The organism is Corynebacterium tuberculostearicum SK141 (genome assembly GCF_000175635.1).
GTDB lineage: Bacteria > Actinomycetota > Actinomycetes > Mycobacteriales > Mycobacteriaceae > Corynebacterium > Corynebacterium tuberculostearicum_C.
This window is the reverse complement of record NZ_ACVP01000008.1, coordinates 59,422-77,619: the sequence shown is the minus strand read 5'-3', so window position 1 is coordinate 77,619 and position 18,198 is coordinate 59,422. Positions and strand designations below refer to the sequence as shown.

Sequence of the window (18,198 nt, the reverse complement as noted above, 5' to 3'; positions counted from 1 at the left end):
ATCCTCGTGAGTAGCAAGATTAATGGGAAGCTGGTGCTTGATGTCATCAGCTTCATCGCCCGGTTTTTTATGGCTTGGGTGTGGATTGATGCCGGCGTGCATAAGCTGGGTAAGACTCTAGACATGACCCAGGCCATCAAGGGCTATGACATTTTTACGCCTGATTGGGCTCTTTACCTCGCAACGGTCATTGGCCCTTTAGAGGTTATCGGTGGCGTGCTCTTGCTGCTCGGGCTGTTTTTGCGAAAGTCCTCCATCGTGGCCACCGTCGTGTTGCTGCTCTTTATGGTGGGCATCGCACAAGCTTGGGCCCGTGGACTGGATATTGACTGCGGCTGCTTTGGCTTTGACGCCCAAAATCCTGACCGAGGAATGGATTATGCGAAGACGCTGCTGCGCGACGCCGCATATCTATTCCTGACCCTATGGACCATCAAGCGCCCCTTCACCAAGTTTGCCCTTCACCCCTAGTAGTTGGGCAAGGTAGGCTGATCGAGTCCGAAGAATTGCAAAGGCAAGGTTCAAATGAGCAAAGTATCTGACCCGAACGCCAAGGGTGGCAACGGATTTATTTGGGGAGTCGGCGTGCTCCTCGTCATTATTGCCGTTGTCATTGGCTACATCGTGTGGAACGGTAAACAGTCCGATGACGGCATCGAAGACGTCAATATGACCATGGAGTACAGCGACGGCGCTATCACGCTGAAGGGCGAGAATGCTACGGACGATACCCCTGAGGTAGATCTGTACGAAGATTACTCCTGCCCGCACTGTGCTGAATTGGCTGCAGCTACCGACGGTGACATGAAGCAGGCCATAGAAGATGGCAAGCTGATCGTCCATGTGCGCACCCTCAACTTCCTGGATGGCAAGGATATTGAAGGCCAAGACGGCTACTCCACAAAGGCGGCAGCCGCTATGTCGGAGTTGGCAAAGTCCGGCGACGTCAAAACCTACTGGAATTTGCGTGACTTCCTCATGCAAAATCAGCAAAGTGTTGCTAATAAGTGGGAGACCGGAGACATCGCTGACCAAGCCAAGGAGCTTGGCGCAGAAGACGATGTTGTTGAGTCCATGAAGGACGTGGATATCAAGCAGGGCAATAAGGTGGCAAAGACCAACTATGACAAGCTCGATAAAGAAACCGGCTCGGTCTCTTCGCCGCGCATTGTCCAAAATGGCAAGGATGTTCCATCCGAAAAGGATCAAAAGGCCGGCAAGAACCTGGGTGACTGGGTAGAGATCGTCACTAAGTAGCAGGCGATTTGGAGAGTTAAATACCCTCCATGTATATTTAAGCGAGTTGCAGCCCACAGGGTTGCACCTCGCTTGAGGGGCTATGGCGCAGCTGGTAGCGCACCACACTGGCAGTGTGGGGGTCACGGGTTCGAATCCCGTTAGCTCCACAATATAAAGGAGAGGAACATTAGTTCCTCTCCTTTTTCTTTGTTGCGGTGGGCTAGAGCTCCGCTAGATCTTCATCGAGCATGCGCTGATCGATGGCGATGCCGACGGCCGCGCCGCTGCCCATCGCTTGCGAGACCTGGTCTGGGGAGCTGACCACATTGCCGGCCGCCCACAGGCGCGGTACCGAGGTCTGGCCACGCTCTACGCTGACCCAGCCATATGTTGATTCGCAGCCGGCATCCCGCAACAGTGCGTCATTGGGTAGAAAATCGGGCCCGGTAAAGCATGCTTCATAGGTGTCTTCTCCAGTGGAGCTTTGCACTACAACGCCGGTCGACGACGCCTCCTCTGGCCGGACTTGTGTCACTTGCGCATCGTTTACCTCTACGCCCAATCCGGCGAGTTGAGTGCGATCAAGATCGGTTAGCTCAAGGCCGTTGGGGTAAAAGGTCAGTGTGCTCGTCCACTTGGACAGCAGTTTGCTGATGCGGATGGTAAAAGGCGGGTTCGCGCCGCCGATGAGCGCAACCTTCTTTCCGGTGACTTCGTAGCCGTGGCAGTACGGGCAGTGAAAGACCCTGGTGCCCCACAAATCGCTGAGGCCGGGGACTGCAGGGAGCTTGTCCGTGAGCCCCGTCGCGACGAGAACGTGGCGGGACTCGAGGACCTCGCCGCTGGCAAGTTTTGCCTGCCAAGGTCCGTGCTCGGAAGTGCGGGTGAGTTTCTCCACCAAGCCCCGGGAAATGGTTCCGCCGAATTTCTTGACCTCCGCGTGACCGCGGTGGAGCAGTTCGGCAGGAGACGCGCCGTCGAGGCCAAGGATGCCGTGGGCATGGTCACTGAAGCGATTCCGGGGAGCCCCGGAATCGATTAACTGAACATTGCGGTTAGCGCGGGCCAAGGTGATGGCGGCTGCGGTGCCGGCAAAGCCACCGCCGATGATGATGACGTCCGAGTACATTGCTCCTCCTTTATAGGAAGTGGGTAGCATGGTGCGCAGCCGAGTATATGCAGTCAACATCAAAGGGGCTCGCGCGCAGAATGAATCATGATTCCACAGGGTTCTTTACACGCGAAGCGATCTATGGGGCCTCACCTGTACAGGCGGTAGGCAGGTTCTTTGTAAAGTACTTCAACTTCCGTGGCCGAGCGTCCATGAGTGAGTTTTGGTGGGTCTTTGGTTTCCTCGTGCTGATTTCTGTGGCAATCGGCATTATCGATCGGCACTTCGGCGTGGATATTGAGACTATTGCAGAGGCGGTACTTGTGATTCCAGTCGTTTCCTTGATATGCCGGCGGCTGCACGATTCCGGGCGGACGGGCCTGTTATGCCTGATTGGGCTCATTCCCGTGTTCGGTGGAATCGCGTTGCTCTTTATGATGGCCCTGCCCACGCAGGACCCCGCGGCGCTTTAAAATTTTCCTTGCCCGATTAGGCTGGGCGGCATGCAGACTTTTTCAAAGCGAGTACGCGACACGGATCAAGCAGGTGCCGAGGCGGCTGGATTGCGGTGGCTCGGGGAGGCCACCGACGCGGTGGTCAACGTCGTGAGTGCCGACGGGCTAGAAATCGTTACCGAGCGCGTGGACGAGGTCATGCCTACGCCGGAGGTGGCCCGCAAGTTTGGTGCAGAGCTGGCGCGCATGCACCGTGCGGGAGCCGAAGCCTTTGGCACGCCTCCTACCGAGTGGAAAGGCAAGAACTTCATCGGCAGTATCGAGCAAGACTGCATCCCGACGGATAATTGGGGCGAGTTCTATGTTGAACAGCGAGTGCTGCCCTTCGCGGAACTGGCAGGGATTAGTGCGGCGCAGTTGGACTTGGTAAGGCGTGCCTGCGATGCCATCGCCGCGCGCAGTTGGGATGTGGCACCGGCGCGCATCCACGGCGATCTATGGGCGGGAAACCTGCTTTTTGGCGCGGATGGCGGCATCATGATTGACCCCGCCGCCCATGGTGGGCACCCGCATACGGATTTGGGGATGTTGGCACTTTTCGGGGCACCGTACCTTGAGGAGATTTTCCGGGGCTATGGTGCGCCGAAGGACATCGAAAAGTGGATTCCCATGCACCAGCTGCATCCGTTGGCGGTGCATGCGCTGACGCACGGCGCCAGCTATAACCGGCCGCTGGAGCGCGCGGCGGCCGCGACCTTGGAGGAGCTGGCCTAAAGGTTCGGTCCCTGCGGCATGATGCGCTTGTGGGCGCCGCGGTGCCATAAGGTTTCGATGCGTTCGCGGGCGGCGTCGGGAACCGCCTTGCCCTCCAGGTAGTCATCGATGTGGGCGTAGGTGACCCCGAGGGCTTCTTCGTCGGGAAGCTGGGGCTTATCGTCCTCCAAGTCCGCGGTGGGAACCTTCTCCCAGGTAGAGCGTGGGGCGCCGAGGTGCTCTAGGAGGGCGGCGCCTTGGCGCTTATTAAGGCCGGCTAGGGGGAGGAGATCCGCCGCGCCATCGCCCCACTTGGTAAAGAAGGCGGTGACGTTCTCTGCCGCATGGTCGGTGCCGATGACTAGCGCGCCGACCTCACCGGCGATGGCATATTGGGCGGTCATGCGCAGGCGGGCTTTGGTATTGCCGCGGTTGAAATCGGTGACGTCGGCAAGCTGCAGCGCATCCGCCACCTGTTCGTCGAGGGCGAGGGTGGCCGGTTTGATATTGACGGTGGGGCGGTGATCGGGCTGGATGAAATCCAAGGCAATCTGGGCATCGTCCTCATCGGCCTGCACGCCGTGGGGCAGGCGCACGGCCCAAAACTCCGCGCCGTCGACGCGCTCCACCGCCAGCTGCGCGAGCTTGCCCGCCAAGGTGGAATCCTGGCCGCCGGAAATACCCAGCACGTAGCCTTTAGCGCCGGTGGTGCGCAGGTAATCAACCAGGAAGTCCACGCGGCGCTGCACTTCCGCTTCTGGATCGATAAAGGGGCGCACACCCAGGGCTTTTATGATGGTTTGCTGCAGGTTTTCGGCATCATTCGACATGACGTTCATGGTAGCCGCCTGACACAATATTGTGCTGTGAATAAGGAAGTTTATGTCAAGGTAGTAGCTGGCATAGCGGCCCTGGGTGGGCTGCTATTTGGATACGACACCGGCGTGATGTCCGGTGCCTTGCTTTTTATTAGCCCCGCATTCGACATGAGCGCGCACCAAGAGGGCTGGGTGACCTCGATGCTGCTCGTGGGTGCTGCAGTAGGGGCGCTGACGGCCGGGCGCATCGCCGATAGGTATGGGCGCCGCTTCACGCTGATTGCAGGCGGCATCATTTTCGTGCTGGGTTCTATCTGGTGTGCGCTTTCCGGCTCGGTGGGAATGCTGGCAACGGCGCGTACCTTCTTGGGCTTTGCCGTGGGTGCAGTGTCCATCGTGTCTCCCATGTACATCGCGGAGATCGTGCCCGCCAAGGTGCGCGGGCGCATGGTCTCGCTCAATACCCTCGCGATTGTGGTGGGCCAGTTGATGGCCTACCTGGTCAACTCCGCGCTGGCCTCTACCGGCAGCTGGGAGTGGATGCTGGGCCTGGCCGCAGTGCCGGGCCTGGCGCTGGCGCTCGGAATGGCGTTTCTGCCAGAAACGCCGGTATGGCTGGCAACCAACGGGCGCATGCCCCGCGCCCAAGAGATTGCCGGGCGCGCCGGGATGGATATCTCGGAGCTGACCTCGCAGGAGACCGCGCGCAAGTCCAGCGGATCCGAATGGAAGGCGCTGAAGGCCAATCGGTGGATGCAGATTACGGTGCTGCTTGCCATGCTGATGGGCTTGACGCAGCAGATTACCGGCGTCAACGCCATCGTGTACTTCGCGCCGACCATGATGAACCAGGTGGGGATTTCCACGGCTAACTCGGTTTATACCTCCATCGTTATCGGCACGGTATCCGTGCTGGCTTGCTGGGTGGGGCTGAAGGTCGTGGACCGCATTGGGCGAAAGCGATTGTTGCTGATCGGCCTGACCGGCAACGTGGTCTCGCTGTTTATCCTCTCCTTTGCCTATTCTCATGCGCAGGACTCCACCGCTATGGCCATGGTCTCGTTGGTATTCATGGCGCTGTTTATCGCCTTTCAGCAGGCGGCAGTATCGCCCACTACCTGGCTACTCATCTCCGAGCTGGTGCCACTGCAGGTGCGCGGCCTAGGCATGGGCATTGCGGGGCTCTCGCTATGGGCCACCAACTGGGCCGTGGCGCAGTACTTCCTGCCGCTAGTGGAGTGGCTGACCGGCCCGGTGGCGTTTATCGTCTTCGGAGTCTTCGGCCTCATCGCCATCGGCTACACCAAGGTTTTGGTTCCAGAGACTATGGGACGTAGCCTGGATGAGGTAGGCGAGGAAATGAAGTCGCGCTACGAGCGCGAGTCCGCACCCGTGAAGCCTTAGTGTTTTGGTATTGACGGACGTGTGAGGTAACATTTTTCCTCGTGTCATGGCTGGGGATTCCCAGTCCGTGCTTTACTTATTCAACCGCATGTAGATTGCGCATAACGAAAGGAGCGCCCGATGAAGGTCCGTAAGTCCCTTCGGTCGCTGAAGAAGAAGCCGGGCGCCCAGGTTATTCGCCGCCACGGTAAGGTCTTCGTGATCAACAAGAAGGATCCCCGTTTCAAGGCTCGTCAGGGCTAATTGAGACGCGATTCCATCCGCTCCCTCCGGCTTCCGGAGTGGGGCGGATTTTTTATGCGTGAGCTCTGGCACAAAAGGATAAATTCTTTTAAATCCAAGTGAACATAAAGACAAATGTATGAATATAATTATTTTGTCGATCCATGCCGTGAGAAAGAAGAATTATGTCCCAGCGAATCGTTGCCGCGCTCACTGCCGCCGCCCTCGGATTGTCTGCCCCAGTGGCGCATGCCGCAGAGCCACAGTGGGAATCCTCTGCGCCGGAGTCCCTTGGCATCAATGACCCGTCCTGTGTGCCTTCAGGGGACATCACTGAGCCCGTTGTGCTGCTGCATGGAACCTCGAATAATGCTTCCGTGTGGGGAAATTTGATCCACCTCTTGCAAGATCAGGGGGCGTGCGTGTGGGCCTTTGACTACGGCGCCGATGATGTCACCTTGCAGAATATGATTCCAAGCGTCAAAGCCATCGCGGACCTGGATGATTCGGCCGCGGAAATTGCGGATCAGGTGGACTATGTCCGCGAGGTCACTGGCTCGGACAAGGTGAACTTGGTGGGCCATTCCCAAGGCGGTATGCACATCAAGACGTATACACAGATGCATGATGGGGCGGGTCATGTGTCCCATGCGGTGGCGCTAGGTGGCAACTTCCACGGCACCACGCTTAACGGGCAGGGGGAGGCGCTCTCTAAAATCATTGCCTTCGCACCGCACCTCGCCGCTTTTCTGGCTAGTACGGCCGGCATTCAGCAAGTAGTGGGGTCGGAGTTTATTAAACGGCTCAATGCGCTGCCAGATACCGCGCCAGGCGTGCTTTATACCTCCATTTACTCGCCGGGGGATACGACGGTGACTCCGAATAGTTCTTCGCAGCTGGCGCTTGGCGACGGCGCCGATGTGGTCAACCTCGACCTGGGCGAGGTCTGCGGCGTGTCTCCTCGGCACGACAAGCTGCCGACCAACCAGACGGTGTTGAGTCAGGTCATTTTTGGCCTGAAGCGCGCCCCGGGGGAGCGGCCGGACCCGTCGACCTGCGTCTCTGAGGGGGCGCCGAGAAGCGGGGCCTAGAGCGGGCCGCCAGCCCCTTAAATGTGAACTTTGGCACACAAAATGGTGAACGCCAGGTAAACCTGCAGGAATTCCATTGGTGTAGTTTCATGGCTGTCCGTAGGTGTGGTCAACATGTGGGGTCCGGGAGTGTGCCATCCTGGGAATACCATGGCTGTAACTACTACATATTGTGTTAGTTGCGGGTATTTCCCCCAAAGTATAGTGTCGTTGATGTTGCTCAGAGCGGCGCAGGAAGCGCCCGTTTAGGCGGGAAAACGCTCCCCGCTCTGACGAATTTTTCAATGCAGGAGCTTTAAGGATCTATATGTCTATCACCGTTTACACCAAGCCAGCATGCGTCCAGTGTAATGCCACCAAGAAGGCCCTCGACCGCGCCGGTCTCGATTACAACTTGGTCGATATTTCTGTTGATGATGAAGCCCGTGACTACGTCATGGCACTGGGCTACGTTCAGGCCCCGGTAGTTGAGGCTAATGGCGAGCACTGGTCCGGTTTCCGCCCTGACCGTATCAAGGGCTTGGCTTCCCTGGCTGCATCCGCTTAGGGGAATAGGGGAGGCCAGTAGCGATGTTGGTCGTGTATTTTTCCTCCGCGACGGAAAATACGCACCGGTTCGTGCAGAAACTGGGCTTTCCTAGTGCGCGCATCCCGTTGCGCCGCACGGACGAGCCCCTCAAAGTCAACGAGCCTTATGTTTTGGTGTGCCCCACCTACGGCGGGGGTGCGTCCATTAGCCACCAGAACTCTCGGCCGGTGCCCACACAGGTAATTAAGTTCCTGAACGATGAGCACAACCGTAGTTTCATTCGCGCGGTGATCGCGGGTGGCAATAGCAATTTTGGTGCCGACTTTGGCAAGGCTGGTGACGTCATCAGCGCCAAATGTAAAGTGCCCTATGTATATCGTTTCGAGTTGCTGGGAAACGATGACGATATAAAAATTTGTCGTGAAGGTTTATTGGCTAACGCCGCCGAGCTTGGGCTCGAGGCCGCGGCCTAGCGCCCACCACGACTTAAATAAAGATCCTGATTTTTAGAAAGGCCTTGTCAGCTGTGAGTACGCAATTGGGGAAGACCGTCGCCGAGCCAGTAAAGCCAGAAGAGCAGTTGGATTACCACGCTCTGAACGCGATGCTGAATCTCTACGATGCTAACGGCAAGATTCAGTTTGAAAAGGACCGCGAGGCCGCTAACCAATTCTTCCTGCAGCACGTTAATCAAAACACGGTCTACTTCCATGATCTGGAAGAAAAGATCGATTACCTGATTAATAACAAGTACTACGACCCGCAGGTCATTGAGCAGTATGATTTCTCCTTTATTAAGGAGCTATTCAAGCGCGCTTATTCCTATAAGTTCCGCTTCAAGTCCTTCCTGGGCGCGTATAAGTACTACACCAGCTACACGCTGAAGACCTTTGATGGCCGCCGCTACCTCGAGCGCTTTGAGGACCGCGTGTCCATGACTGCCCTGTTCTTGGCAGACGGCGACGCAGGCTTGGCCGAGCACCTCGTAGACGAGATCATGACCGGCCGCTTCCAGCCGGCTACCCCGACCTTCCTCAACGCCGGCAAGGCCCAGCGCGGCGAGCTCGTCTCCTGCTTCCTGCTGCGCATCGAGGACAATATGGAGTCCATCGGCCGCTCCATCAACTCCGCGCTGCAGCTTTCCAAGCGCGGCGGCGGCGTGGCCCTCCTGCTGTCTAATATCCGCGAGTCCGGTGCACCAATTAAGCACATTGAGAACCAGTCTTCCGGCGTCATCCCCGTGATGAAGCTGCTGGAGGATTCCTTCTCCTACGCCAACCAGCTCGGTGCCCGCCAGGGTGCCGGTGCGGTCTACCTCAACGCGCACCACCCGGACATCATGAACTTCCTGGATACTAAGCGCGAGAATGCGGATGAGAAGATCCGCATTAAGACCCTCTCGCTGGGCATCGTTGTGCCGGATATCACCTTTGAGCTGGCTAAGCGCAATGATGATATGTACCTCTTCTCGCCGTATGACGTCGAGCGCGTCTATGGCAAGGCCTTCGGTGACATTTCCGTCACCGAGCACTATGAGGAGATGGTGGAAGACCCACGCATCCGCAAGAAGAAGATTAACGCCCGCCACTTTTTCCAGACCGTGGCCGAGCTACAGTTCGAGTCCGGTTACCCGTACATCATGTTCGAGGACACCGTAAACCGCGCGAACCCGGTGAAGACCTCGTGGATCAACATGTCCAACCTGTGCTCGGAAATCCTGCAGGTCAACTCCGCATCCGAATTCAACGCGGACCTGACCTACGAGGAGCTGGGCAGCGATATTTCCTGCAACTTGGGTTCCCTGAATATCGCAATGACCATGGATTCGCCGGACTTCGCCAATACGGTGGAAACCGCCATTCGTGGCCTGACCGCCGTGGCGGATAAGACCTCCATCGATTCCGTGCCGTCCGTGCGCCGTGGTAATGACGAGTCCCACGCCATTGGCCTGGGCCAGATGAATCTGCACGGTTACTTGGGCCGCGAGCATATCGAGTACGGCTCGGAAGAGGGCCTGGACTTCACCAACGCCTACTTTGCGGCCGTGCTGTATGCGGCGCTGCGCGCCTCCAATAAGATCGCCCGCGAGCGCGGCGAGTACTTCACGGAGTTGCCGCAGTCCGAGTATGCCTCCGGCGAATTCTTTGACCGCTACGATCCGGAAGAGTTCAAGCCGAAGACCAAGAAGGTGCAGGAGCTTTTCGACGCCTCTTCGATCCACACCCCGTCCGCCCAGGACTGGGAGGATTTGAAGCAGGACGTGGCCAAGTACGGCCTATACAACCGCAACCTGCAGGCGGTGCCGCCGACGGGCTCGATTTCCTATATCAATAACTCCACCTCGTCCATCCACCCGATTGCCTCCAAGATTGAGATCCGCAAGGAAGGCAAGATCGGCCGCGTCTACTACCCGGCGCCGCACATGGATAATGACAACCTGGAGTACTTCAAGGACTCCTATGAAATCGGCTACGAGAAAATCGTCGATACTTATGCCGTAGCCACCAAGTATGTGGACCAGGGCCTATCGCTCACGCTCTTCTTCAAGGACACCGCGACCACTCGTGAGGTCAACCGCGCGCAGATTTATGCGTGGCGCAAGGGCATTAAGACCTTGTATTACATCCGCCTGCGCCAGATGGCGCTGGAGGGCACCGAGGTCGAGGGCTGCGTATCCTGCATGCTCTAAACCGCAAGTAGGGCGCCTCGATGCACGTCGTGGGGAAGGACGTGCATCGAGGCGCTTAGCCGTTTTCTGCCCGGGTGCGGTCGAGGATGGTGCGGGAGGTTCCTTCGGCGGCGTCGGCAAGCCCGGCATTAATGGCGCGGGCCAGCTCCATGTGTAGCTGTGTGGTGCCGCCGATGGGGTCGCGCTTGCGGGAGCCAAAAACCGACTTGCCCTTGAGCATCGCCACCAGGGAAGGGGCGAGTGCGGCCAGCATCTCATTGCCGGAGGCCCGCAGGATGAGGGTGTGGAAGCGCAGATCGGTTTCTAATTCTTCGCCCACGCGCGGGGAGGGGGTGGATTCCAGCTCGGCCAAGCGCGCGGCGAGGCGCAGCAATTCCGCCCGCTGTTGGACGGTGGCATTGCCGGCAGCCAGACGTGCGGCCACCGGTTCGATGCCAAGGCGCAGCTCGTTGAGGCGGGCGACTTGCTGCCCCCGCGTTTTATCGTTGTTTAGGCGCCAGCCAATGATCGCCGGGTCATATACCGCCCACTTGTCCATTGGCAGCACCGTGATTCCCACGCGGCGCCCAGAGCTCACCATTCCGAGGTGCTCCAAGGCACGCATGGCCTCGCGGGCCACGGTGCGGGAAATGCCAAAACGCTTTTCGACGTCCCCCAGCCGGAACCGCTCGCCTTCCGCGAGGTCTCCGCTTACTATATCCGCGCCGAGTTGATCCACCACGGAGCCGAGTAGGGGAGGGGCGGCGCTCATGGTGGGTGAATCCTCTCTGTGCAGTCACTCGGTATAGCTGGGATCAGTATAGGCATGAGGCATCCACCACAATGATTTAGAGGGCGGGCGAATTGGGTATGCTGGGGAGCTAAAAGTGTCCGTATTATGTATTGGAGTGACGCCGCGTGTCGCACGAGTACGATGACTACGTTTCTAGTCATGAAAAGCCAGTTAAGGCCATTAACTGGAATAGCATCCCGGATGAAAAGGACCTCGAGGTATGGGATCGCCTCACCGGTAATTTCTGGCTGCCGGAAAAGGTCCCCGTCTCCAATGACCTTCCCAGCTGGAAGACGCTGACGGAGAAGGAAAAAGAAACCACCATGCGGGTCTTTACCGGCCTGACGCTGCTGGATACCATCCAGGGCACAGTGGGTGCGATTTCCCTCCTTCCGGATTCCCAGACCCTGCATGAGGAAGCGGTTTACACCAATATCGCCTTCATGGAGTCCGTGCACGCCAAGTCCTATTCCAATATCTTTATGACCCTGGCGTCCACGCCGATGATCAACGATGCCTTCCGCTGGTCCGAAGAAAACGAGAACCTGCAGAAGAAGGCCAAGATCATCTTGTCCTACTACAAGGGCGATGATCCGCTGAAGAAGAAGGTGGCCTCCACGCTGCTGGAGTCCTTCCTGTTCTACTCCGGCTTCTACCTGCCGATGTACTTCTCCTCCCGCGCGAAGCTCACCAACACCGCCGATATCATCCGCCTGATCATCCGCGATGAGGCTGTGCATGGCTACTACATTGGTTATAAGTTCCAGCAGGCGTATAAGCAGCTGGATGAAGAGCATCAGGCAGAGCTGAAGGAATACACCTTCGACTTGCTCTATGACCTCTATGACAATGAGATCGACTACACCGAGGATCTCTACGATGACCTGGGCTGGACCGAGGACGTAAAGCGCTTCCTGCGCTATAACGCCAATAAGGCACTGAATAACTTGGGCTTCGAGGGGCTCTTCCCAGCCGATGAGACCCGCGTTTCCCCGGCTATCTTGTCCTCCCTGTCGCCGAACGCAGACGAGAACCATGACTTCTTCTCTGGTTCTGGTTCTTCCTATGTCATCGGCAAGGCCGAGGACACCACGGATGATGACTGGGACTTCTAAGCATTCCCGCTGATCAGCGTGGTCTAGCGGCACACCTTCTGCTCGAACTCAACCGAAAGGTTGATAACGAGCGGGGGTGTGTTTTTGCGTTTTGGGGCCGCACAATTCGGCGCGGATGTGACATATAGCACGCTGGATCTTTGGCGAAAACCGTCGGTGGAAATAGTGGCCGCGCCACGTGCAGGGGCAATGTGGCAGATGTGGTCAGTGGTGAGGCTTGGCCTTGTGGCGAAGTATTGGGGGAAGCTGGAAAGAACAGGGGAAAATGGCCTAATATAAGGCGAGTAAACCTAGGTGTAGGTGGAGTCTGTCCACAGACACTTTGTTATTCAGGAGGATTTTATGACCGCTGTGGCGCCACGGGTCGACGATTACGTCGCCCCCACACGTCCAGAGCCAACCGGTAACGCGAAGACCGGTTCAAAGGCTTGGGTATTTCTAACCACCACCGACCACAAGCAGCTGGGCATCATGTACTTGATCATGTCCTTCAGCTTCTTCTTCCTCGGTGGCTTTATGGCACTGTTGATCCGCGCGGAGCTGTTCACCCCGGGTCTCCAGTTCTTGTCCAATGAGCAGTTCAATCAGCTGTTCACCATGCACGGCACCGTGATGCTGCTGCTGTTTGCGACCCCAGTTGTGTGGGGCTTTGGTAACTACATCCTGCCGCTGCAGATTGGCGCGCCGGATGTGGCCTTCCCTCGTCTAAACGCCTTCGGCTTCTGGGTTACCCTGCTGGGCGGCACCGTGATGCTGCTGGGCTTCGTTACCCCAGGTGGTGCGGCTGACTTCGGCTGGACCATGTACATGCCGCTGGCTGATGGTGTCCACACCCCGGGCATCGGCGCGGATATGTGGATCGTCGGCGTGGGCGCTACCGGTGTCGGTACCATTGCCTCCGCTGTCAACATGATTACGACCATCCTGACCCTGCGCGCACCGGGCATGACCATGTTCCGTCTGCCGGTCTTCAGCTGGGCTGTGTTTACCGCGTCCGCCATCGTGCTGATGATCTTCCCGCTGCTGACCGCTGCAGCACTGGGCGTTCTGTATGACCGCAAGCTGGGCGGCCACATCTACGATTCCGCTAATGGCGGCGCCATCCTGTGGCAGCACCTGTTCTGGTTCTTCGGCCACCCTGAGGTCTACGTCTTGGCACTGCCATTCTTCGGCGTTATCTCTGAGGTCGTTCCGGTCTTCTCCCGCAAGCCGGTCTTCGGCTACATCGGTCTGGTCTTCGCACTGCTGGCCATCGGCTCCCTGTCCATGGCTGTGTGGGCACACCACATGTTCGTTACCGGCGCTATCCTGCTGCCGTTCTTCTCCTTCATGACGTTCCTGATTGCGGTTCCAACCGGTGTTAAGTTCTTCAACTGGGTGGGCACCATGTGGAAGGGCCATATCACCTGGGATACCCCGATGATCTTCGCCATGGGCTTCATGGCTACCTTCCTGTTCGGCGGCATGACCGGCGTTATGCTGGCATCCCCGGCCCTGGACTTCCAGCTGGCTGAGTCCTACTTCCTAATTGCGCACTTCCACTACACCCTGTTCGGTACGGTTGTGTTCTCCGCCTTCGCCGGCCTGTACTTCTGGTTCCCGAAGATGACCGGCCGCATGCTGGACGAGCGTCTGGGCAAGATTCACTTCTGGTTGACCTTCATCGGCTTCCACGGCACCTTCCTGGTTCAGCACTGGGTCGGCAACATGGGTATGCCGCGTCGTTACGCTGACTACTTGGAGTCCGATGGCTTCACGGTCTTCAACCAGATTTCCACCATCTTCTCCTTCGTCCTCGGCGCTTCCGTTATCCCGCTGGTGTGGAACGTATTCAAGTCCTGGCGCTACGGCGAGATCGTCACCGTGGATGACCCATGGGGCTACGGCAACTCCCTCGAGTGGGCAACCTCCTGCCCGCCGCCGCGCCACAACTTCGTGTCGCTGCCGCGTATCCGCTCCGAGCGCCCAGCGTTCGAGCTGCACTACCCGCACATGGTTCAGCGCATGCGCGAAGAAGCACACGTGGGTAGCCACTAAAGCGATATAACTCGCTAAAGCACTCCTGACTTAAGCCGCCTCCCAACCCGCAACGGGCCGTGGGAGGCGGCTTTGGCGTATCTTATTTGCCCCACGTGCGATAATGGGCGGCGTGAGTACCCAAGCTGATACCTATGCCGTCATTACCACCACCGGGCCGGACAAGCCTGGGGTCTCGGCGGCCTTCTTCCGCGTCTTGGCGTCTTATAGCGCCGCGCTTGTCGACGTCGAACAGGCCATCTTTTCCGGTCGCATCACCCTCGCTGCCCATACCCGCATTCCCCGTACGCGCGCCGAGCAGATTTCACAGGGATTGCGCAATACCTTGAGCATCTACGGGCAGCAGGTATCCGTGGACGTGCGAGAGGAGGAATCTAGCGCGCGAGCTCGCTCCACGCATGCGGTGGTCCTCATGGGAACGGAAGTAACCGCCCACCACGTCGAGGAGGTCGCCCGCGTATTGGCCAATTTCGATGCCAATATCGATCGCATCCGCGGGCTGTCCACCTCTCCGCTGACCGGGCTGGAGCTTTTCTTGTCCCTCGATGGTTCCGCGGCACCCGTACGCCAGGCGCTGGCAGAGCTGGCACAGCAGATTGGTATCGACATTGCCATCGAACCGGCGGGTCTGGGCCGGCGTTCCAAGCGCCTCGTCTGCTTCGACTGCGATAGCACCCTCATTCAAGGCGAGGTCATCGAGATGCTGGCCGCGCACGCCGGCAAGGAAGAAGAGGTTGCCGCCATCACGGCCCGGGCTATGCGCGGCGAGTTGGATTTTGAGGAGTCCCTACGCGAGCGTGTGGCCGTTCTGGCCGGCCTGGATGCTTCCATCATTGATGAGGTGGCCCGCGAGATTCAGCTGACCCCCGGTGCCCGCGAGACCATTGCCACGCTCAACCACATCGGTTATCGCACCGCCGTGGTCTCCGGTGGGTTCATCCAAGTTTTAGAGGACCTAGCCGCAGAAATGCACTTAGATTACGTCCGCGCCAATACCTTGGAGATCGCCGATGGCAAGCTCACCGGCCGCGTCACCGGCAAGGTGGTTGACCGCAAGGCCAAGGAGGAATTCCTGCGGGAGTTCGCCGCGGATTCCGGAGTGGGCATGCGGCAGACGGTCGCCGTGGGCGACGGCGCCAATGACATCGATATGATTACCGCCGCGGGGCTGGGCATCGCCTTTAACGCTAAGCCGGCGCTGCAAGAAGTGGCGGATACCTCGGTAAATCACCGGCGGTTGGATGAGGTACTTCAGATTTTGGGAATTCCGGCCGAGGAGGTCGTTCGTGGATAAGTTTGAAATCGCCCACCAGCGCTTGGTAGAAGCCTGTGATTCGCGCTCGTGGCGCGATGACCCAGAAAACCCCGACGAGCCGGCCACTATCCAAGCGATGCAGATTGCGCTTAACCTGCCAAAGCAGGAGCCGCCGGCGCGCACGGAGGTGCTGGAGGCGGCCGCTCGCGCCGTTGTGGCCGTGTGCCTGGACGAGCGCGCGGGGGAGGACGGGGCCTTCGCCCACGCCCTGGGCCAGTGGTACGGCCACCGCATCCGCAAGATCGCCCGTCGGGCGCGAAATAAGGCCTGGCGCGATGTGCAGAGCCTGCCGGGCGTGACTGTGGAGGACCGTGCCCGGGCCTTCGCGCCTTCGGCCGTGGGGGAGGTGGATCCGCTCATCGGCAAGCTGCAGATCGGTCACACTGAGCTTGCCTATGATGAGCCGGGAGCCCCGCTTGGCGACGCCCCCGTCATCTACGTCGACCGCAGCCTCGACATGTCTGCCGGCAAGGCCGCAGCGCAGGTGGGCCACGGTTCGATGATGCTCGCCGCGGCGATGTCGGTGGGGGAGGCCCGTGCCTGGGCCGGCACCGGTTTTATGCTTTCGGTTCGCGAGGTGTCCGGAGAAGATTTTCGCACTGCCTGTGCGCAGGACGGCGCCGTGGTCATCGTAGACGCCGGCTTTACGGAGATTGCGCCGGACTCGGCTACCGTGTGCGCTTTGCGGCGACCAATCGCTTAAGCGCGCCGCGCACCGTATCCGCGTCGGTGGTCTGCCAAAAGCGTGGCATGGAGGCCTTGAGGAAGCTGCCGTAGCGCTTATACTCCAAGCGGTTATCGAGCACGGCCACCACGCCGCGGTCGGTCACGTGGCGCAGCAGGCGGCCTGCGCCCTGTGCCATGAGCAAGGCGGCGTGGTTGGCGGAGACCTCCATGAATCCGGAGCGGCCCGCCGCGTCGGCCGCTTGGGCGCGCGCCTGCATTAGGGGATCGTCCGGCCGGGGGAACGGAATGCGATCAATGATGACCAGCGAGCAGGCCGGCCCCGGCACGTCCACGCCTTGCCACAGGGTAAGCGTGCCGAAGAGGCAGGAGTTTTCCTTTTGGGAGAATTTCTCTACCAGTGCGCCGATGGAATCCTCGCCTTGTACGAAGAGGTCAAAGGGGATGCGCGGCTTGAGGGTGGTGGCTGCCTCTTCCGCCGCGCGGCGGGAGGAAAACAGACCAAGCGTGCGCCCGCCGGCGGCCATAATGAGCTCGTAGATCTCATCGATGGTTTCTTTGGGCAGGCCATCGCGGCCCGGCGTGGGTAGGTGTTTGGCGGTGTACAGGATGCCGGATTTGGCTGGGTCGAAAGGCGTGCCCGCGTCCAAGGTGTCGTAGGTGCCGCTCGGCATGCCCCACTGTGCGGCCATGGCATCGAAGCGGCCGCCGAGGGCGAGGGTGGCCGAGGTCAGCACCACCGTCTGCTCCCCAAAGAGGTTCTCGTGCAGCATGTGGGCGATGGAAAGGGGCGCCACGGCGAGGGTCTCGGCGTCGCTGCGCGGATCGCGCTCGAGCCAGACGACGTCGTCTTGTTTGGCCGGGTCATCGGTGGCGAAAACCTCCAGCATGCGCGCTACGGCCTGCGCGAGGTCGGAGAGGTGGTTGCTCAAGTTTTGGCGCTCGGCGTTTTTCTCCGGATCGTCGGTGGCCTCGCCTTCTGGTGCGCGAGAAATGAGGGACTTAACGCGCAGGAATTCGTCGGCAAGCGCGCGCAGGTGGCCCTGTGAGGTTTCATCTAAGTCCGTCCAACGGCCTGGCTCTTGGATTTTCATCAGGTCATCAAACTCCTCGGCCAAGTCCGAGAGGCTGCCGGAATTTCCCAGCGACTTCGCGCGGTTGGCGGCCATCTTGATGGCGCGGGTAGTAATCTCCGCGGTAGATACAGAGGTGATGCGGCCGTCGAGCTCGTGGGCCTCATCGATAATGGCGACGTCGTGCTCCGGCAAAATACTTGCCTCAGAAACCGCGTCGATGGCGAGCATGGCGTGGTTGGTGACCACGATATCGACGTCGGCAGCCGCCCTGCGAGCCTCTTCTGCAAAGCAATCTGGCCCGTGCGGGCAGCGCGAAGCGCCCAAGCACTCGTTGGAGGTTACCGATACCGCCCGCCACACCAAGTCCGGCACGCCCGGCTCTAGATCATCGCGGTCACCGGTATCGGTTTCCTGCGCCCACTCGTGGATACGGCGCACGGCCTTGCCGCGGTGGGAGATCTCGGATTCGTCGATAAGAGCTTCCGGGTCATCCGGGGTAGCCGCAATCTTATTCATGCACAGGTAATTATTGCGGCCCTTCATGATGGCGAAGGTGGGCGTACGTTCCATGACAGGGGCGAGGGCCTTAGTAAGCCGCGGCAGATCGCGCTCCACCAGCTGGCGCTGCAAGGCTAGCGTCGCGGTGGAGACGATGACGGTGGACCCCGAGTTCATCGCATGCCGGATAGCCGGGACCAAGTAGGCCAGGGATTTACCGGTACCGGTACCGGCCTGCACAGCTAGGTGGCGCTCCTTTTCGAGCGCGGCCGAGACGGCGGTGGCCATGCGCACCTGGCCTTCGCGCCGGCTGCCGCCCAGCGCGTCAACGGCCTTGCCCAGCAGCGTTTCCGTGTCGAGGTTTAGGGGCTCATCTGCGTGCTCACTCAC

At 59.3% G+C, this 18,198-nt stretch carries 18 protein-coding genes and 1 tRNA gene; 15 read left to right on the top strand and 4 right to left on the bottom strand.

Features of this window, described 5'->3' with window-relative positions; all coding sequences use genetic code 11:
• Positions 1 to 6: 6 nt before the first annotated feature.
• The 3 genes from CORTU0001_RS03255 (at position 7) to CORTU0001_RS03245 (ending at position 1,406) form a co-directional block, all read left to right on the top strand.
• Positions 7 to 471: a MauE/DoxX family redox-associated membrane protein gene (locus CORTU0001_RS03255; protein ID WP_005323915.1), complete on the top strand. Its 465-nt coding sequence runs from the start codon at positions 7 to 9 to the stop codon at positions 469 to 471.
• A 54-nt stretch (positions 472 to 525) separates the two neighbouring features.
• Entirely contained in the window at positions 526 to 1,257 is a 732-nt protein-coding gene (locus tag CORTU0001_RS03250; protein ID WP_005323917.1) for a DsbA family protein, read from the top strand.
• A 76-nt stretch (positions 1,258 to 1,333) separates the two neighbouring features.
• Positions 1,334 to 1,406, top strand: a tRNA-Ala gene (locus tag CORTU0001_RS03245).
• 53 nt (positions 1,407 to 1,459) lie between these two features.
• Here CORTU0001_RS03245 and CORTU0001_RS03240 read toward each other — a convergent pair.
• A complete protein-coding gene (locus CORTU0001_RS03240) occupies positions 1,460 to 2,368 on the bottom strand; it encodes an NAD(P)/FAD-dependent oxidoreductase (RefSeq protein ID WP_005327340.1) in 909 nt (302 codons plus the stop codon).
• A 47-nt stretch (positions 2,369 to 2,415) separates the two neighbouring features.
• Here CORTU0001_RS03240 and CORTU0001_RS11910 point away from each other — a divergent pair, with 47 nt between their 5' ends.
• Positions 2,416 to 2,823, top strand: coding sequence for a DUF805 domain-containing protein (locus CORTU0001_RS11910; RefSeq protein WP_341858032.1), 408 nt, complete (start codon positions 2,416 to 2,418; stop codon positions 2,821 to 2,823).
• 30 nt (positions 2,824 to 2,853) lie between these two features.
• Positions 2,854 to 3,579 carry a fructosamine kinase family protein gene (locus CORTU0001_RS03230; RefSeq protein WP_005327338.1) on the top strand — a complete coding sequence of 242 codons (726 nt, stop codon included), beginning with the start codon at positions 2,854 to 2,856 and terminating at the stop codon, positions 3,577 to 3,579.
• On the opposite strand, the gene nadE is transcribed toward CORTU0001_RS03230, so the two are convergent.
• On the bottom strand, positions 3,576 to 4,397 hold the full coding sequence (gene nadE, locus CORTU0001_RS03225) for an ammonia-dependent NAD(+) synthetase (protein ID WP_005327337.1): 822 nt from the start codon (positions 4,395 to 4,397) through the stop codon (positions 3,576 to 3,578). The genes CORTU0001_RS03230 and nadE overlap by 4 nt on opposite strands.
• A gap of 27 nt (positions 4,398 to 4,424) precedes the next feature.
• On the opposite strand from nadE, the gene CORTU0001_RS03220 reads away from it, so the two are divergent.
• From CORTU0001_RS03220 to nrdE, 6 genes are all read left to right on the top strand, one after another.
• Positions 4,425 to 5,780: a sugar porter family MFS transporter gene (locus tag CORTU0001_RS03220; protein WP_005327336.1), complete on the top strand. Its 1,356-nt coding sequence runs from the start codon at positions 4,425 to 4,427 to the stop codon at positions 5,778 to 5,780.
• 120 nt (positions 5,781 to 5,900) lie between these two features.
• A complete protein-coding gene (ykgO, locus tag CORTU0001_RS03215; RefSeq protein ID WP_003847162.1) occupies positions 5,901 to 6,023 on the top strand; it encodes a type B 50S ribosomal protein L36 in 123 nt (40 codons plus the stop codon).
• A 164-nt stretch (positions 6,024 to 6,187) separates the two neighbouring features.
• On the top strand, positions 6,188 to 7,093 hold the full coding sequence (locus tag CORTU0001_RS03210) for an esterase/lipase family protein (protein ID WP_005327335.1): 906 nt from the start codon (positions 6,188 to 6,190) through the stop codon (positions 7,091 to 7,093).
• 307 nt (positions 7,094 to 7,400) lie between these two features.
• Entirely contained in the window at positions 7,401 to 7,640 is a 240-nt protein-coding gene (nrdH, locus tag CORTU0001_RS03205; protein WP_005327334.1) for a glutaredoxin-like protein NrdH, read from the top strand.
• 23 nt (positions 7,641 to 7,663) lie between these two features.
• Entirely contained in the window at positions 7,664 to 8,095 is a 432-nt protein-coding gene (gene nrdI / locus CORTU0001_RS03200; protein ID WP_005327333.1) for a class Ib ribonucleoside-diphosphate reductase assembly flavoprotein NrdI, read from the top strand.
• A 53-nt stretch (positions 8,096 to 8,148) separates the two neighbouring features.
• Positions 8,149 to 10,311 carry a class 1b ribonucleoside-diphosphate reductase subunit alpha gene (gene nrdE / locus CORTU0001_RS03195; RefSeq protein WP_005327331.1) on the top strand — a complete coding sequence of 721 codons (2,163 nt, stop codon included), beginning with the start codon at positions 8,149 to 8,151 and terminating at the stop codon, positions 10,309 to 10,311.
• 55 nt (positions 10,312 to 10,366) lie between these two features.
• Here nrdE and CORTU0001_RS03190 read toward each other — a convergent pair whose 3' ends face one another.
• Positions 10,367 to 11,062: a FadR/GntR family transcriptional regulator gene (locus CORTU0001_RS03190; RefSeq protein WP_005327329.1), complete on the bottom strand. Its 696-nt coding sequence runs from the start codon at positions 11,060 to 11,062 to the stop codon at positions 10,367 to 10,369.
• Positions 11,063 to 11,208: 146 nt separating this feature from the next.
• On the opposite strand from CORTU0001_RS03190, the gene nrdF reads away from it, so the two are divergent.
• The 4 genes from nrdF to CORTU0001_RS03170 all read left to right on the top strand — a co-directional run bounded on the left by nrdF (position 11,209) and on the right by CORTU0001_RS03170 (position 16,253).
• A complete protein-coding gene (gene nrdF, locus CORTU0001_RS03185; RefSeq protein WP_005327327.1) occupies positions 11,209 to 12,198 on the top strand; it encodes a class 1b ribonucleoside-diphosphate reductase subunit beta in 990 nt (329 codons plus the stop codon).
• Between the two features lie 342 nt (positions 12,199 to 12,540).
• On the top strand, positions 12,541 to 14,235 hold the full coding sequence (ctaD, locus tag CORTU0001_RS03180; RefSeq protein WP_005327325.1) for an aa3-type cytochrome oxidase subunit I: 1,695 nt from the start codon (positions 12,541 to 12,543) through the stop codon (positions 14,233 to 14,235).
• 103 nt (positions 14,236 to 14,338) lie between these two features.
• Complete coding sequence (gene serB, locus CORTU0001_RS03175; RefSeq protein ID WP_005327322.1) at positions 14,339 to 15,529, top strand: phosphoserine phosphatase SerB; 1,191 nt, start codon at positions 14,339 to 14,341, stop codon at positions 15,527 to 15,529.
• On the top strand, positions 15,522 to 16,253 hold the full coding sequence (locus CORTU0001_RS03170; RefSeq protein ID WP_005327320.1) for an aminoacyl-tRNA hydrolase: 732 nt from the start codon (positions 15,522 to 15,524) through the stop codon (positions 16,251 to 16,253). The genes serB and CORTU0001_RS03170 overlap by 8 nt, the downstream gene beginning before the upstream one ends.
• Here the strand turns inward: CORTU0001_RS03170 and CORTU0001_RS03165 are convergent.
• Positions 16,219 to 18,198: an ATP-dependent DNA helicase gene (locus CORTU0001_RS03165; RefSeq protein ID WP_005327318.1), complete on the bottom strand. Its 1,980-nt coding sequence runs from the start codon at positions 18,196 to 18,198 to the stop codon at positions 16,219 to 16,221. The genes CORTU0001_RS03170 and CORTU0001_RS03165 overlap by 35 nt on opposite strands.